Source organism: Pseudomonas sp. NFPP12 (genome assembly GCF_900103205.1).
In the GTDB taxonomy this organism is placed as follows: Bacteria; Pseudomonadota; Gammaproteobacteria; order Pseudomonadales; family Pseudomonadaceae; genus Aquipseudomonas; species Aquipseudomonas protegens.
The window spans coordinates 553872-568321 of sequence record NZ_FMWW01000001.1; the positions used below are offsets into that span (position 1 = coordinate 553872).

Sequence of the window (14450 nt, forward strand, 5' to 3'; positions counted from 1 at the left end):
GAACCCGTGATGACGATTTCCAATCCACGCCCGTTGCTGGGCTGCATCGCCGACGATTTCACCGGGGCCACGGACCTGGCCAACATGCTGGTTCGCGGTGGCATGCGCACTGTGCAGAGCATCGGCATTCCCAGCGCTGAAGTGGCTGCCGGGCTGGACGCCGACGCCGTGGTGATCGCGCTGAAGTCGCGTACCACTGCGGCCAGCGAAGCGGTGGCCGAATCCCTGGCCGCCCTGCAATGGCTGCGGGACCAGGGCTGCGAGCAGATCTTCTTCAAATACTGCTCGACCTTCGATTCCACCGCGGCGGGCAACATCGGTCAGGTCAGCGAGGCCTTGCTCGAGGCCCTGGGCAGCGATTTCACCCTGGCCTGCCCGGCGTTCCCGGAGAACGGCCGGACCATTTTCCGTGGCCACCTGTTCGTCCAGGACCAGTTGCTCAGCGAATCGGGCATGCAGCATCACCCGCTGACGCCGATGACCGATGCCAACCTGGTGCGGGTCCTGCAATCCCAGACCCGGCTGCCGGTAGGCCTGCTGCGCTACGACAGCATCGCCCAGGGCGTGGAGGCGGTGCGCAGCAGGATCGCCGAACTGCGCGGGCAGGGTGTTGCCCTGGCGATTGCCGACGCGCTGTCCGATGCCGACCTCTATACCCTCGGCGCCGCCTGCGCCGACCTGCCGCTGCTCACTGGCGGTTCCGGGCTGGCCCTGGGCCTGCCGGAAAATTTCCGTCGCGCCGGCAAGCTGCGTGACCTCGATGCTGCAAGCCTGCCCAAGGTAGCCGGTGGCGAAGTGGTGCTGGCCGGCAGTGCCTCCCTGGCCACCAATGCCCAGGTCGATGCCTGGCTGGAAGCCGAGCGCCCGGCCTGGCGCATCGACCCGCTGGCCCTGGCGGCCGGCGAGGCGGTGGTGGAACAGGCCCTGGCCTTTGCCCGGGAGCAGCAGGGCACGGTGCTGATCTACGCCACCAGCACGCCGGAAGAGGTCAAGGCGGTGCAGCGTCAGCTCGGTGCCGAACGTGCCGGAGCGCTGGTGGAGAATGCCCTGGGCGAGATCGCCCGGGGCCTGCGCGACAGCGGCGTACGGCGCTTTGTGGTGGCTGGCGGGGAAACCTCCGGCGCCGTGGTCAAGGCCCTGGACGTGCGCCTGCTGCAGATCGGCGCGCAAATCGATCCCGGGGTCCCGGCCACCGTCAGCAGTGGCGGCGAGCCCCTGGCCCTGGCGCTGAAGTCCGGCAACTTCGGTGGTCGCGACTTTTTCAGCAAGGCCCTGGGTCAACTGGCGGGAGGTCAGGCATGAGCCGGGAAAACGCTCTGCGCGAAGAAATCTGTGATGTCGGCCGCAGCCTCTATCAGCGCGGCTACACCGTGGGCAGCGCCGGCAACATCAGTGCGCGGCTCGATGATGGCTGGCTGATCACCCCCACCGATATCTGCCTGGGCCGGCTCGACCCTGCAGCCATCGCCAAGGTCAACCTGGCGGGGGAGTGGGTGAGTGGCGACAAACCGTCCAAGACCCTGGCCCTGCATCGCCAGGTGTATGACCGCAATCCCGGGGTGGGCGGGGTGGTGCATACCCATTCCACCCACCTGGTGGCCTTGACCCTGGCCGGGGTCTGGCGCGAGGACGACATCCTGCCGCCGCTGACCCCGTACCAGGTGATGAAGGTCGGGCATATCCCGCTGATCGGCTACCAGCGCCCGGGTTCGCCCAAGGTCGCCGAGCAGGTGGCGCAACTGGCCAACCAGGTGCGTGGGGTGATGCTCGAACGCCTGGGCCCGGTGGTCTGGGAAAGCAGTGTGTCCAAGGCCAGCTACGCCCTGGAAGAGCTGGAGGAAACCGCGCGCCTGTGGCTGATGAGCCAGCCGCGCCCGGCACCTCTGGATCAGGCCGCCCTGGATGAGCTGCGGGACGCTTTCGGCGCCACCTGGTAAGCCCGCGACACTGCCAGCGTTTCATGCACGCCAGTCCACGGAAGCCTTCATGAGGCTTTCGCGGGGAGCGGCTTGCCGTTGAAAAACAATAACAACAGGATTTCCCGAGATGAATGACTGCATTTGCTTTACGGGTTCCCGCACCACCAGCACCCCCTGCCAGCCACTGGGTGGAGGGCTTGTGCAATGAGCCCGCTGATTCTGATGATCACCGCCGGGGCCGGTATCGCCCTGCTGCTGTTCCTGGTGCTCAAGTACAAGTTCCAGCCCTTTGTCGCGCTGATGCTGGTAAGCATCCTGGTGGCGCTGGTGGCCGGGGTGAAACCGGCGGAGCTGGTGGCCACCATCGAGGGCGGCATGGGCAAGACCCTCGGCCACATCGCCATCATCATCGCCCTGGGCGCGATGATCGGCCGCATCATCGAGCTTTCCGGCGGCGCCGAGGCGCTGGCCAAGACCCTGATCGAGCGCTTTGGCAACCGGCGCACGCCCCTGGCGCTGACCATGGCCGGATTCATCATCGGCGTGCCGGTGTTCTTCGAGGTCGGGGTGATCATCCTCATGCCCCTGGCCTATGGCGTGGCCCGCAGTGCGCGCAAGCCGCTGCTGGTGTTCGCCTTGCCGATGTGCGCCGCGCTCCTCACCGTGCACGCCTTCCTGCCGCCGCACCCTGGAGCGGTGGCCGCGGCCAGCCAGCTGGGCGCGGACCTGGGCCGGGTGCTGATGTTCGGCCTGCCGTTGACCGCGCTGCTGTGCTACGTGGGCTACCGCGTGGCGGGGCGCATGACCCGGCGCAACTACCCGATGACCGATGACATCCGCGCCGAAGTCTACGGCCCGCACGTCACCAATGAAGACCTCGCCGCCTGGAACAACGGCTCCGAGCAGCCTGCCAGCCCCCAGGCGGTGGCCGCTGTGGCGCACATGGGCCTGGAAGAATCCACCGGCAGCCTGGCGGCGAAACTGCCACCGGCGCCGCCACCGGGGTTCGGCCTGATCGTCAGCCTGATCCTGCTGCCCATCGTGCTGATCCTGCTGGGCACCCTGGCTACCTCCTTGCTGCCCCTGGAATCCACCCTGCGCGGGGTGCTGACCGTACTTGGCGCGCCGCTGGTGGCGCTGCTGCTGGACACCTTGCTGTGTGCCTGGCTGCTGGGCTCGCGCCGCGGCTGGAGCCGCAGCCAGGTGTCCGACGTGATCGGCTCGGCGCTGCCCGGGGTGGCCATGGTGATCCTGATCGCCGGGGCCGGCGGGGTGTTCGGCAAGGTGCTGGTGGATACCGGGATCGGCGCGGTGGTCTCCGACCTGCTGCGCACCACCGGCCTGCCGGTGCTGGCCCTGGGTTTTCTGCTGACCATGCTGCTGCGCGCCGTGCAGGGCTCCACCACCGTGGCCCTGGTGACTACGGCGGGCATCATCGCGCCGCTGATCGCCACCCTCAACCTGAGCCCCAACCACATGGCCCTGCTGTGCCTGGCCATGGGCGGTGGCGGGCTGGCCATGTCCCATATCAATGACGCCGGGTACTGGATATTCACCAAGCTGGCCGGCCTCAACGTCGCGGACGGCCTGCGTACCTGGACCGTGATCACCACCTTGCTCGGCACCTTGGGGTTCTGTATTACCCTGCTGATCTGGCCATTTGTCTGACCCTTTGTCCCAGGAGTTCCCATGCCTCGTTTTGCTGCCAACCTCAGCATGCTCTACCCGGAACATGACTTTCTCGAACGTTTCGCCGCCGCTGCGGCCGACGGCTTCACGGCCGTGGAGTATCTGTTTCCCTACGACTACAGCCCCCAGGAGCTGAAGCAGCGCCTGGACGACCACGGCCTGCAACAGGCCTTGTTCAACGCTCCGCCTGGCGACTGGGCGGCGGGGGAGCGGGGCATCGTTTCCCTGCCCGGGCGCGAGCAGGAGTTCCGCCAGGGTTTCGACAAGGCCCTGGAATACGCCGCGGTGCTGGGCAACTCGCGGGTCCACGTGATGGCCGGCTTGCTGGCGTCCGAGAACGATCGCCCGCGGCACCACGGCGTCTACCTGGAGAACCTGGCCCACGCCACGGCCCAGGCGGCCAAGGTCGGGGTCACGGTGCTGCTGGAGCCGATCAACACCCGGGACATGCCGGGGTTCTTCCTCAACCGCCAGGACCAGGCCCAGGCCATCTGCAAGGAAGTCGGCGCGGCCAACCTCAAGGTGCAGTTCGACTGCTATCACTGCCAGATCGTCGAAGGCGACCTGGCGGTGAAACTGCGCCGCGACCTGGCCGGGATCGGCCACATCCAGATCGCCGGGGTGCCGGATCGTCACGAGCCGGACCTGGGGGAACTGAACTATCCCTACCTGTTCCAGCTGATGGACGACCTTGGCTACGACGGCTGGGTCGGTTGTGAATACCGCCCGCGCGGCAACACCTCCGCCGGCCTGCAGTGGCTGCGGGACTGGCAGGCGCGCTAAGGCTCGGCGGTGTAGCCGCCACTGCAGGTTGCGAAGCAAAAGGTATCTGGGGAGCGTCGTGCAAGGCCCTGGGGGCCTTCGCGCATCGCTTTATGTAGCCGCTGCCGCAGGCTGCGAACGAGCCGCAGGCTCGCAGCGACTCCCCGGCCGTCGAGGCCCCTGCGGTGCCTTGCGCAGCCTGCGGCAGCGGCTACAGATGATACGTAGCGATAAACACAGGAGTTTTCCCATGCAGCGTTTTGCCTGCCGGGCCGCGCTCGGCCTGATTTTGTCCCTGGGCGGTATGTCCCTGGCCGTGGCCGCGAGCTTGCCGCCGGCCACCGAGGGGGATTGGGTGGCCCCGCAATTCACCTTCCACAACGGTGAGCAGCTGGCCAACCTGAAGCTGCACTACATCACCCTGGGGGACCCCAAACACCCGGCGATCCTCTATCTGCATGGCACCTATCGGCCGGCCAGCGACCTGTTGAGCAAGGATTTTGGCGGTGAACTGTTCGGCCCCGGGCAACCCCTGGATGCCAGCAAGTACTACATCATCGCCACCGACGGCATCGGCGTCGGCCAGTCGAGCAAGCCTTCGGACGGCCTGCGGGCGCGGTTCCCCCAGTACAACTACGAGGACATGGTCCAGGCCCAGTACCGGCTGCTGACCGAAGGGCTGGGGGTCAAGCACCTGCGGCTGATCATCGGCAATTCCATGGGCGGCATGCAGGCCTGGATCTGGGGCCAGAAGTGGCCGCAGATGATGGACGCCCTGGTGCCCATGGCCTCCCAGCCGGGGGAAATGTCTTCGCGCAACTGGATGATGCGCCGCCTGCTGGTGGAGTCGATCAAGCAGGACCCGGCCTGGGAGCAGGGCAACTACCGGCAACAGCCGCCGTCGCTGCGCCTGGCCAACGCGCTGTTCGCCACCGGCACCAGCGGCGGCACCCTGGCCTATCAGGCTCTGGCGCCGACCCGGGCCCAGGCTGACCAGCTGGTGCAGGAGCGCCTCAAGGCCAGCCAGGGTGCCGATGCCAATGATTTCATCTACCAGTGGCAGTCCTCGGCGGACTACAACGCCATGCCGGGTCTGGGCAGGATCCAGGCGCCGGTGCTGGTGATCAACGCCGCGGACGACGAGCGCAACCCGCCGGAAACCGGCACCCTGCAAGCGGCGCTCAAACAGGTGAAAAATGCCCGCCTGCTGCTGATTCCCGCCAGCGCCGAAACCCGTGGCCACGGCACCACCGGCATGGCCCGGTTCTACGCGCGCGAACTGGGGCAGTTCATGGCCGAGACTGAAAAAAACCGCTAGTGGCTACTGCGGTCTCTTCGTCGCCCGGGAGCAAGTCCTGCGCCACGGGCTGCTGTGGGCCGGGGCTATCGCTGGCTCAGGATTGTGCCGGCAGCAGCAGTTCCACACCGTGCTTGCGGATCCCGTCCGCCGCCGCAGGGGCCAGTGCGGCGTCGCTGATGATGATGTCGAACTGTTCCAGCCCGGCGATCTTGTACATGCTGAAGGTGCCGTACTTGGAGCTGCTGGCCACCAGCACCACCTGGGTCGCCGACTGCATCGCCACCTGCTTGACCTCGACCTTCAGCGCCGATGGCGTGGTGATGCCCCGGCGCAGGTCCCAGGAACTGGTGGAGATAAAGGCCACGTCGGTCACCACCTGGCGCAGGGTGGCCACCGCCAGCCCGCCGACACAGGAATGGTTGGAGTGGTCCAATTGCCCGCCGGTATGGATCACCGTCACCTGGGGCGCGTCCATCAGGGCCTGGGCCACGCCGAAATCGTTGGTCACCACGGTCATCCCCGACAGCGCCTTGATGTAGGGCACGATTTCCAGGGTGCTGGTGCCGGCGTCCAGGTAGACGGTCATGTCCGCGTGCAGCAGGCTCGCCGCCAGCTTGGCCATGGCCTGCTTCTGCGGCAGCTCCACCACGGCCTTGGACTGATGGCTGGGCTCGCTGTGCAACTGGCTGGCGATGCGCACCCCGCCGGTTACCGAGTGGGCGCGGCCTTCCTGCTCCAGCAGGGCGATATCCCGGCGCACGGTCATGTGCGAGCAGTCGAACATCTCCATCAACTGATGCACGCTGAGCACCTGGTGCTTGCGCAACTGGCGCAGGATCTGCTCGCGGCGCTGCTCGGGAATCATCGGTGCGCCGCTGTCACTGGCAAGGTCCTTGGGGGTAGGCATTGAAGCTCCGGTCTGGCGGGTCGGCAAAGGCAGGAATCGGCAGGCCATAGTAGCGAAAGTAGCCGCCGCGGACGAGATTTAGTGCCGTGTGCAAGTCAGGAAAACATGGCCATCGGTCAGGGGCAGAAGGGGCAATACAGATTGTCGAGAAAGTCCTGGCTGTCGATGTTGGCGTCCAGCACCTGTACCACCACCGGGCCATGGTGCCTGCATTCCAGGATCTGCCCGGCGCCGCTGCGGTTCGGCTGTTGCTCGCTGAATTCATTGCAGCCGCACCAGGGGCATTTGCGCACGGTTGCATCGTTCTGGCCGAGTATTGCCAGGTCCCAGCCGCAGCCGGTGCAATTGAGGCGATACAAAGGGCGGGCAGGGGTAAAGGTCGGCATAGGGGAACTCCAGGTCAGGGGCCTCAGCCCGGGGTCAACAGGCGCTTGAGCGAGCGGGTCAGCGGCTGGCGTGCCTTGCGGCTCTTGAACGGCCCCGGGATGTGCAGCAGGAAACTGCGCCAGGGGTAGCCACCGGGATTGCGCTCCGCGGAACCCAGGTAATCATGCAGGGCCAGGGCCGATTCGCGGTTGAAGGCCCAGAGCATCTGGCCTTTGTAGAATACGGAAAAATAGGCTTCGCCTGGCCAGTTCAGGTGGTGGCGCGCCGCGTAGTGGCAGTGCTCGCAGCGTACCGAACCCAGGTCCAGGCCGTGATCGCGGTACCAGTAGGCTGAACGCTGCCAGTGGCTGGGGCTGTAGCCATCGGGCAACGGACCCAGGCTCTGCATCGGGTCGCCATGCAGGCCGGGAAAGTACAGGGCGTAGTGGTGATAGTGGCCGCAGTTGTCCTGCTCTTTCCAGTACTCCAGCAGCGGGTGGGCCTGGAAGAACGGCACATCGGCCTTGCGTTCGATGGGCCTGGCCACGACGAAGTCGAAGCAGGCCTGGCCTGCGCACTGCGGGCAACTGAGCGCCAACTGATGGGGCATGGGGCTCCAGGGGGCAAGGCTGGTCATGGGTGAATCAATCTACCTGTGGCGTGGCCTGGTCGATATGCCAGCGTCGCTTGAGCTGCTGCAGGCTGCCATCGCGCTTCATGCCGTCCAGGGCCTGCTGCCAGCGGGCCACCTGGGCCGCATCGACCTTGGGCGAAAAGGCGATGTAGGCGTCCTGGTGCATCAGTGGCATCTGGTAGCGCAACTGGTCGAGGGCCAGGCCCTCTTCGGCGGCGAAGGTGCCGACGCTCATGGTGTCGGCCACCACGTATTGCACGCGGCCGACCTGCAGCAGGCGCATCATGATTTCCGGACTGTCGACGCCCCACAGGTTGTCCAGCCCCTGCTGTTTGAGGTAGCTGTAGACCAGCCATTTGCGCGGCACGGCAATCTGGCCCCGGGTCTGGTGCAGGTCGGTGACCGGCGTGCTGTCGCCATTGCGGGTATAGAGGGCGGTTTCGGTGCGCATCAATGGGCCTACCCACTGGTAGCGCGACTCGCGCTCGGTGGTGCGCAGTATGGTGAACACCGCCGTGTCGTCATCGCTTCCGGCATCGCGCAGGGCCCGCAGCATCGGCCGCAGCTGCACGTTCACCGTGTCGCCGCTGCGCTGCGCCAGGGCCTGCACCACATCGACACCAAACCCCACCATCCGCTCGCCCTGCTGGAAGTGCAGCGGCGGGTGGTTGTCGGTCAGCATGCGCAACTCGCCAGCGTGGGCCGCAAGGCTCAATAGCGGCAACAGTGCCTGCAGCATCCATTTCATGCAGTGCCCTTGGAGTTTGAAAACGCAGAGCTTAGTACGACTGGTTGCCGCCTGTCGCGATAAAAGCTGCCGGCTCCGTGCCAGGCTTCAAAGGGGGATGCCCGGGGGCTTTTTTCGTCGGGATGTCGCTGAAAACACTCCACTGCAGTTATTCTTGCGCCGCCTTTTCAGAATGGAATCGACCCATGTTCGCTCCCCTTGTTCGTCCCTTGCGAGCCACTGGCTTGCTGTTCGCGGTCCTGGCCTGTTCCCAGGGCGTGCAGGCCAGCAGTTTCGACTGCGCCAAGGCCGCCAGCAGCAGTGAAAAGGCCCTGTGTGCCGACCCCTATACCGCCTCGCTGGACAGCCAGCTGGGCAAGGCCTGGAAGGCGACCCTGGCCAAGGCCAAGGACCCCAAGGCGCTGCGCCTGGACCAGCGTGAATGGCTCAAGGAGCGGGATCAGTGCGCAGCCGACCTGGGCTGCCTGCGCAGCAAGTACCTGAGCCGCCTGGTCGCGTTGCGTTATGTGAATGTGCCGTTCGAGTGGCAGGGCACCTGGCAGCGGGTCTCGGTCAGCCCGTTCTACGCCGGTGATCTGGTGATCCGGCGCACTGGCGAGGATCGCTTGAGCTTCGATCTGTCGGCCATGGGCGGCGCCAACTCCGGCTCGCTCGCGGGTAAGGCGCAGATCAAGGGCGGTGAGGCCCGCTACAGCGTCGAGGGCTGCAACCTGCGCTTCACGCAGCGCAACGGCCTGTTGCAGGTGAGCCAGGAGGGCGACTCCTTTGCCTGCGGCGCCGGTTCAGGGGTGTATTACGACGGGCTCTATGTGGCCTCCAAGCAAGCCCTGGAGAGCCATTACGACCTGCTGTCCACGGCGCTGGTGCGCACCGAGGAAGAAGACCGGCGCGCCCGGAAACTGCTGAAGAAGGACTATCAGACCCTGCTCGACAGTGGCTCGTCGTTCTCCGCGGATACTTCGGCCGAACTCAAGGGCGCCGAGGTCACCGATATGTGGCTGCCGGGCCTGGCCACCACCAATGCGGCGATTTTCGTGCGCGGTACCCAGGGCCAGTTGTGGGTCGCGCTGCTGGTGGTGGCAGGGCCCAAGGATGAAGTACGGGTGCGTTACTACACCACCGAGCCTGAGTGGAAGCACAGCCTGCCGGATGTGGTGCAGAGCTGGTATGAAGCGCGCAGCAAGGACAAGCAGCTGCCGCTGGACATGATGCCCTGAGCTGGCGCGGCGAGCGGCCAGGGGCAGGGCGCGCAAGAGATTTCGCCGGACGGACAGGCGACAGCATCGGCGCACCTGCTAGAGTCTCGCCCCGGGCTGTGCGCTATCGCGCTTGGCGGGCGCGCAACACCACCGCCGTGCCCCCTGGAACCGGGGCCTGACGGGCAAATTCCTCAGGTTGGTGACGCGAAGCGAATATGAGCGTCTACGACTAGTGCAAGTGACACTGCCGCCGCCGTCATCGGCGCCTGGCACTTTGAAATTGGGAGAGTATGTATGGTCATCAAACCCCGCGTTCGCGGCTTTATCTGTGTGACGACCCACCCGGTCGGCTGTGAAGCCAACGTCAAGCAACAGATCGATTACGTCACCCAGCAGGGCGCCATCGACGCAGGGCCGAAGAACGTACTGGTACTCGGCGCTTCCACCGGCTACGGCCTGGCAGCGCGGATCACCGCAGCGTTCGGCTGTGGCGCCAACACCCTCGGGGTGTTCTTCGAGCGCGGCAGCGTTGACGGCAAGCTGGGCACCGCCGGCTGGTACAACACCGCGGCGTTCCACAAGTTCGCCGAAGAAAAGGGCTTGTACGCCAAGAGCATCAACGGCGATGCCTTCTCCGATGCGGTCAAGGCCGAGACCATCGAGACCATCAAGCGCGACCTGGGCAAGATCGACCTGGTGGTCTACAGCCTGGCCGCACCGCGCCGCACCCACCCCAAGACCGGTGAAGTGCTGAGCTCGACCCTCAAGCCACTGGGCAAGTCCGTGACCCTGCGCGGTGTCGACACCGACAAGGAAATCGTCAAGGAAACCACCCTGCAGCCGGCGACCCAGGAAGAGATCGACGGCACCGTGGCGGTGATGGGCGGCGAAGACTGGCAGATGTGGATCGACGCGCTGCACGAAGCCGGTGTCCTGGCCGAAGGCGCCAAGACCACCGCCTTCACCTACCTGGGCGAGAAGCTGACCCACGACATCTACTGGAACGGTTCCATTGGCGAAGCCAAGAAGGACCTGGACCAGAAAGTCATCGGCATGCGCCAGCAACTGGCCGGCCTGGGCGGCGACGCCCGGGTGTCGGTGCTCAAGGCCGTGGTGACCCAGGCCAGCTCGGCGATCCCGATCATGCCGCTGTACCTGTCGCTGCTGTTCAAGGTGATGAAGGAGCAGGGCAGCCACGAAGGTTGCATCGAACAGGTCTACGGCCTGTACAAGGACAGCCTGTACAACAGCGAGCCGGTGATCGACCAGGAAGGCCGCCTGCGTGCCGACTACAAGGAACTGCAACCGGCGGTCCAGGACCGGGTCAAGCAGCTGTGGGACCAGGTGACCAGCGAGAACCTCTACGAGATGACCGATTTCGTCGGTTACAAGCAAGAGTTCCTGCGCCTGTTCGGTTTCGAGATCGAAGGTGTCGACTACGAAGCCGACGTCGATCCGGACGTGAAGATCAGCAACCTGATCCAGCTGTAATCCGCTCGTAGCATCAGCCAGCGCCCCTCCCTCGTGAGGGGCGCTGTCGTTTGCATCCCCCTATTTCCCGTAGGAGCCAGCTTGCTGGCGAAGAGGCCCGCAGGTCTTGTGCTGGTCTTGGAGACGCCTTCGCTGGCAAGCCAGCTCCTACGAGGGCGGGGCGGGGCAATTGCGCAAGATCGTTCAAGCCAGGGGCGCCGGCAGATGGCACAGTCAGCGTCCGTTACTTGTGTGCAGGGTTTTATGTCCAGCGTTCTCCTACCCCGTGCCGCGTTCATCCGTGGCGCCATCGCCATCATGCCGCTGTCCCTGGCCACCGCGCCCTGGGGGCTGCTGGCCGGTTCCATGGCCATCGAGGCCAATCTCACGCCGCTGCAGGGCCAGGGCCTGTCGAGCATCGTTTTCGCCGGTGCCGCGCAACTGGTGGCCATCGGCATGCTCAAGGGCGGGGCGGGGATCTTCTCGATCCTGCTGACCACCTTGCTGCTCACGTCCCAGCATTTGCTCTACGGCATGAGCATGCGCTCGGTGATTTCGCCCTTGCCCGGCCGCTGGCGGGTGGGCCTGGGCTTTCTGCTCACCGACGAGCTGTTCGCCTTGACCAGCGCCCACGACAAGCAGCAGTTCGACCGCTGGTACGCCCTGGGCGTGGGTCTGACCTTCTACGTGGCCTGGAACCTCTTCACCCTGCTGGGCATCGTGCTGGGCAAGAACATTCCCGGCCTTGAGCACCTGGGCCTGGACTTCTCCATCGCCGCCACCTTCATCGCCCTGATCACGCCACTGGTGCGCAATGTGCCCACCGTGGTCTGCGTCGCGGTGTCGCTGTTCTGCTCGGTGCTGTTCAGCTACTGGCACTGGGGATCGGCGCTGGTGCTGTCGGGGCTGGCGGGCATGACCGCAGGTTTTGTCTGCAACAAACTCTATCGGGGGCAAGCATGATGGTCTGGGCAGTCATCTTCGGCATGGGCCTGTTGGTCTTTCTCAATCGCTACGTGTTTCTCGAACCGCGCCTGCCGTTGCGCTTGAGCAGCAATGCCCGGCAGTTCCTCGGCTTTGCGGTGCCGGGCATGCTCACGGCGATCTGCGGCCCCATCGTGTTCATGCCCGACCACGAGCTGAACCTGCACTGGAGCAACCCCTACCTGCTCAGCTCCCTGGTGGCCATTGCGCTGGTGATCTACACCCGCAACACCCTGCTCAGCATGCTGTTGAGCATGGGGTTCTTTTTCCTCCTGCGCTGGTGGTTCTGAGGGCCGTTTGCGGTAGCCTGTGCAGCTTTCGGCACCGGCCGACCTTCAACCGCAACGGATGCATCGGATGAGCGAGTTTCCCCACGATATCGACCTGGACGCGTTCTGGGACCGGGCCACCAGCAGCAAGATCAACCAGCCCCCCGCCAGCCCTGCCGTCATAGCCCAGTTGCAGGCGCAACTGGGCTATCGCCTGCCGCTGTCCTACGTGGCCTTCATGAACCGCTACAACGGCGGGCGCCCGCACCTCAGCTGTTTCCCCACCGAGCAGGGCACCTCCTGGGCCGAGGACCACTGCGCGATCGACAGCTTTCTAAGCATCGGCTGCGATGGCGACTATTCCCTGGGCGGTGGCCTGGGCAGCCGTTTCATGATCGAGGAGTGGGGCTACCCGGACCTGGGGGTGTACATCTGCGACTGCCCCTCCGCCGGCCATGACATGGTTGCCCTGGACTACAGCGAGTGCGGGCCCGAGGGCGAGCCGCGGGTGGTGCATGTGGACCAGGAGGCCGACTACGCGGTGACAGTGCTGGCAGCGGATTTCGAGGCCTTTGTCCGCGGGCTGGTGTCGCCCGAGGTCTACGACACCTCGGAACAGGATTACCTGGATGATCTGGACAAGGTCGCCCACGCGCCGTTCTCGCCCCTGCTGGAGGAACTGCTCGGCCATTTCAGCGCAGTCCCCGACCTGGGGCCGCTGATCCGCCAGATCGCCTTGCGCATCGTCCATGAGAAGCGCTACTTCGCCCTGCATGCCGATCCACTGTCGCAACTGCTCTATGACCTGCAGTTCTGGCTGTACCAGAATCGCTACCCGGTCCCCGACAAAGAGGCGTACCTGCTGGTCTATCAGGACATGATTGCCTTCGCCAGGGGCTTCGGCACCGGCGGCTACGCCCCGGACTTCATCCGCGACTGGTTCCGTAACCGCTTGGCAGGCGGCCAGCTGCGGCAGGCGGCGGGCGGGTTCGCCCTGGCCCCGGCCTACCAGGCGCAATTGCTGGAACAACTGGCCGGGTTTCGCCCCGCACCCCTTCACGCCCAGGAGCAGCCATGAGCGAGGAAACCATCCGCATCACCGCCGAACAGACCCTCTCCGACAACTGGTACGTGCTGAAGAAGTACAGCTTCGAGCTGCGCCGCCGCGACGGCAGCTGGCAGGCCCAGGACCGCGAGGTCTACGACCGGGGCAATGGCGCAACCATCCTGCTGTACAACCTGCAACGGCGCACGGTGCTGCTGACCCGGCAGTTCCGCATGCCGGCCTTCGTCAACGGCCACAGCGGCTACCTGATCGAGACCGCTGCCGGGCTCCTGGACAACGCCAGCCCCGAGGTGCGCATCCGCCAGGAAGCCCAGGAGGAAACCGGCTACCGGGTCGGCGAGGTGCAGAAGGTCTTCGATGCCTTCATGAGCCCGGGTTCGGTGACCGAGCGGGTGCATTTCTTCATTGGCCATTACCAGGCCGAAGACCGGATCGACGCAGGCGGCGGGCTGGAGCACGAAGGCGAGGACATCGAGGTCCTGGAACTGGATATCGACCAGGCCCTGGGCATGATCAAGAGCGGGGAGATCGCCGACGGCAAGACCATCATGCTCCTGCAATACCTGCAACTGCATGTGCTCAAGCCCCGCAGCCTGATGGTGCTGGTGGCCGGCCCTTATCGCTCTGGTACCGACGATGACCCGGCGCTGCTGGCGCGCAATGTCGAGGCCATGGAGCACTGCGCGGCGCAGGTCCTGGCGGCGGGGCACTTTCCGGTACTGGGGGAATGGGTGGCGTTGCCCATGACCCGGCTGGCGGGTTCCCGGGCGGTGGGCGACGAGATCTACAACCAGCGCTTTCATGCCTACGCCGAGCGCCTGCTGGAACGCTGCGATGCGGTGCTGCGCATCGGCGGGCCGTCGGCGGGCTGCGATGCCATGGTCGAGGTCGGCCAGCGCCTGGGCCTGGCCCTCTATTACCGGGTGGAGCAACTGCCGGTGGTGCCCGGCGGCACTGGCTGACGCGCCGCTCCAGGATGCCCCGGCGCCGGCAATCGGCGCCGGGGGAATATCCGCACAGGCCCCGCCAGGGGCTTTTCTTCAGGCCCTGCGGGGAAAAACTGTCTATCGTCAATAGGCAAGCGGGAGCTTCGTCGAAGGCCGCGTGAGGCAGGGTCGCACCGGTCGGTTTGTCGTT

15 protein-coding genes are annotated in these 14450 nt (G+C 65.7%); 11 read left to right on the top strand and 4 right to left on the bottom strand.

What is annotated here, in order from left to right; all coding sequences use genetic code 11:
* The first annotated feature begins 9 nt into the window (after positions 1-9).
* The 5 genes from otnK (at position 10) to BLS75_RS02490 (ending at position 5688) form a co-directional block, all read left to right on the top strand.
* Positions 10-1302, top strand: coding sequence for a 3-oxo-tetronate kinase (gene otnK / locus BLS75_RS02470; RefSeq protein WP_011061627.1), 1293 nt, complete (start codon positions 10-12; stop codon positions 1300-1302).
* The gene (locus BLS75_RS02475; protein ID WP_011061626.1) at positions 1299-1937 is read left to right on the top strand and encodes a 3-oxo-tetronate 4-phosphate decarboxylase; all 639 of its coding nucleotides are present in this window, start codon (positions 1299-1301) and stop codon (positions 1935-1937) included. The genes otnK and BLS75_RS02475 overlap by 4 nt, the downstream gene beginning before the upstream one ends.
* A 186-nt stretch (positions 1938-2123) precedes the next feature.
* Entirely contained in the window at positions 2124-3587 is a 1464-nt protein-coding gene (locus BLS75_RS02480) for a GntP family transporter (protein ID WP_011061625.1), read from the top strand.
* A 21-nt stretch (positions 3588-3608) separates the two neighbouring features.
* Positions 3609-4391 carry a 2-oxo-tetronate isomerase gene (gene otnI, locus BLS75_RS02485; protein ID WP_072450173.1) on the top strand — a complete coding sequence of 261 codons (783 nt, stop codon included), beginning with the start codon at positions 3609-3611 and terminating at the stop codon, positions 4389-4391.
* Between the two features lie 229 nt (positions 4392-4620).
* Complete coding sequence (locus tag BLS75_RS02490) at positions 4621-5688, top strand: alpha/beta fold hydrolase (protein WP_072450174.1); 1068 nt, start codon at positions 4621-4623, stop codon at positions 5686-5688.
* Positions 5689-5764: 76 nt separating this feature from the next.
* Here the strand turns inward: BLS75_RS02490 and BLS75_RS02495 are convergent, their stop codons facing one another.
* The 4 genes from BLS75_RS02495 to BLS75_RS02510 all read right to left on the bottom strand — a co-directional run bounded on the left by BLS75_RS02495 (position 5765) and on the right by BLS75_RS02510 (position 8325).
* Positions 5765-6577: a DeoR/GlpR family DNA-binding transcription regulator gene (locus BLS75_RS02495; RefSeq protein WP_015635853.1), complete on the bottom strand. Its 813-nt coding sequence runs from the start codon at positions 6575-6577 to the stop codon at positions 5765-5767.
* A gap of 116 nt (positions 6578-6693) precedes the next feature.
* Positions 6694-6963, bottom strand: a complete 270-nt coding sequence (locus tag BLS75_RS02500) for a hypothetical protein (RefSeq protein WP_011061621.1) — start codon at positions 6961-6963, stop codon at positions 6694-6696.
* 23 nt (positions 6964-6986) lie between these two features.
* Complete coding sequence (locus BLS75_RS32540; RefSeq protein WP_072450175.1) at positions 6987-7580, bottom strand: hypothetical protein; 594 nt, start codon at positions 7578-7580, stop codon at positions 6987-6989.
* 7 nt (positions 7581-7587) lie between these two features.
* Positions 7588-8325 (bottom strand): substrate-binding periplasmic protein, encoded by a 738-nt coding sequence (locus tag BLS75_RS02510; RefSeq protein WP_072450176.1) that lies wholly within the window; start codon positions 8323-8325, stop codon positions 7588-7590.
* A 185-nt stretch (positions 8326-8510) separates the two neighbouring features.
* Here BLS75_RS02510 and BLS75_RS02515 point away from each other — a divergent pair, with 185 nt between their 5' ends.
* The 6 genes from BLS75_RS02515 (at position 8511) to nudK (ending at position 14275) form a co-directional block, all read left to right on the top strand.
* On the top strand, positions 8511-9542 hold the full coding sequence (locus BLS75_RS02515; RefSeq protein WP_072450177.1) for a lysozyme inhibitor LprI family protein: 1032 nt from the start codon (positions 8511-8513) through the stop codon (positions 9540-9542).
* 276 nt (positions 9543-9818) lie between these two features.
* Entirely contained in the window at positions 9819-11015 is a 1197-nt protein-coding gene (gene fabV / locus BLS75_RS02520) for an enoyl-ACP reductase FabV (RefSeq protein WP_011061617.1), read from the top strand.
* Between the two features lie 243 nt (positions 11016-11258).
* On the top strand, positions 11259-11957 hold the full coding sequence (locus tag BLS75_RS02525; RefSeq protein WP_072450178.1) for an AzlC family ABC transporter permease: 699 nt from the start codon (positions 11259-11261) through the stop codon (positions 11955-11957).
* Positions 11957-12268, top strand: a complete 312-nt coding sequence (locus tag BLS75_RS02530) for an AzlD domain-containing protein (RefSeq protein WP_011061615.1) — start codon at positions 11957-11959, stop codon at positions 12266-12268. Before BLS75_RS02525 ends, BLS75_RS02530 begins: the two co-directional genes overlap by 1 nt.
* Positions 12269-12335: 67 nt before the next feature.
* Positions 12336-13325, top strand: coding sequence for an SMI1/KNR4 family protein (locus BLS75_RS02535; RefSeq protein WP_072450179.1), 990 nt, complete (start codon positions 12336-12338; stop codon positions 13323-13325).
* Positions 13322-14275 carry a GDP-mannose pyrophosphatase NudK gene (gene nudK, locus BLS75_RS02540; protein WP_072450180.1) on the top strand — a complete coding sequence of 318 codons (954 nt, stop codon included), beginning with the start codon at positions 13322-13324 and terminating at the stop codon, positions 14273-14275. Before BLS75_RS02535 ends, nudK begins: the two co-directional genes overlap by 4 nt.
* Positions 14276-14450: the final 175 nt, after the last annotated feature.

What these genes read in the sequence shown, in the direction of transcription:
- BLS75_RS32540 (WP_072450175.1), bottom strand. Translation starts at nt 7,580, where the DNA reads ATGACCAGCCTTGCCCCCTGGAGCCCCATGCCCCATCAGTTGGCGCTC.
- BLS75_RS02500 (WP_011061621.1), bottom strand. Translation starts at nt 6,963, where the DNA reads ATGCCGACCTTTACCCCTGCCCGCCCTTTGTATCGCCTCAATTGCACC.
- BLS75_RS02490 (WP_072450174.1), top strand. Translation starts at nt 4,621, where the DNA reads ATGCAGCGTTTTGCCTGCCGGGCCGCGCTCGGCCTGATTTTGTCCCTG.
- BLS75_RS02525 (WP_072450178.1), top strand. Translation starts at nt 11,259, where the DNA reads ATGTCCAGCGTTCTCCTACCCCGTGCCGCGTTCATCCGTGGCGCCATC.
- BLS75_RS02515 (WP_072450177.1), top strand. Translation starts at nt 8,511, where the DNA reads ATGTTCGCTCCCCTTGTTCGTCCCTTGCGAGCCACTGGCTTGCTGTTC.
- BLS75_RS02495 (WP_015635853.1), bottom strand. Translation starts at nt 6,577, where the DNA reads ATGCCTACCCCCAAGGACCTTGCCAGTGACAGCGGCGCACCGATGATT.
- otnI (WP_072450173.1), top strand. Translation starts at nt 3,609, where the DNA reads ATGCCTCGTTTTGCTGCCAACCTCAGCATGCTCTACCCGGAACATGAC.
- fabV (WP_011061617.1), top strand. Translation starts at nt 9,819, where the DNA reads ATGGTCATCAAACCCCGCGTTCGCGGCTTTATCTGTGTGACGACCCAC.
- BLS75_RS02480 (WP_011061625.1), top strand. Translation starts at nt 2,124, where the DNA reads ATGAGCCCGCTGATTCTGATGATCACCGCCGGGGCCGGTATCGCCCTG.
- BLS75_RS02535 (WP_072450179.1), top strand. Translation starts at nt 12,336, where the DNA reads ATGAGCGAGTTTCCCCACGATATCGACCTGGACGCGTTCTGGGACCGG.
- nudK (WP_072450180.1), top strand. Translation starts at nt 13,322, where the DNA reads ATGAGCGAGGAAACCATCCGCATCACCGCCGAACAGACCCTCTCCGAC.
- BLS75_RS02475 (WP_011061626.1), top strand. Translation starts at nt 1,299, where the DNA reads ATGAGCCGGGAAAACGCTCTGCGCGAAGAAATCTGTGATGTCGGCCGC.
- BLS75_RS02530 (WP_011061615.1), top strand. Translation starts at nt 11,957, where the DNA reads ATGGTCTGGGCAGTCATCTTCGGCATGGGCCTGTTGGTCTTTCTCAAT.
- BLS75_RS02510 (WP_072450176.1), bottom strand. Translation starts at nt 8,325, where the DNA reads ATGAAATGGATGCTGCAGGCACTGTTGCCGCTATTGAGCCTTGCGGCC.
- otnK (WP_011061627.1), top strand. Translation starts at nt 10, where the DNA reads ATGACGATTTCCAATCCACGCCCGTTGCTGGGCTGCATCGCCGACGAT.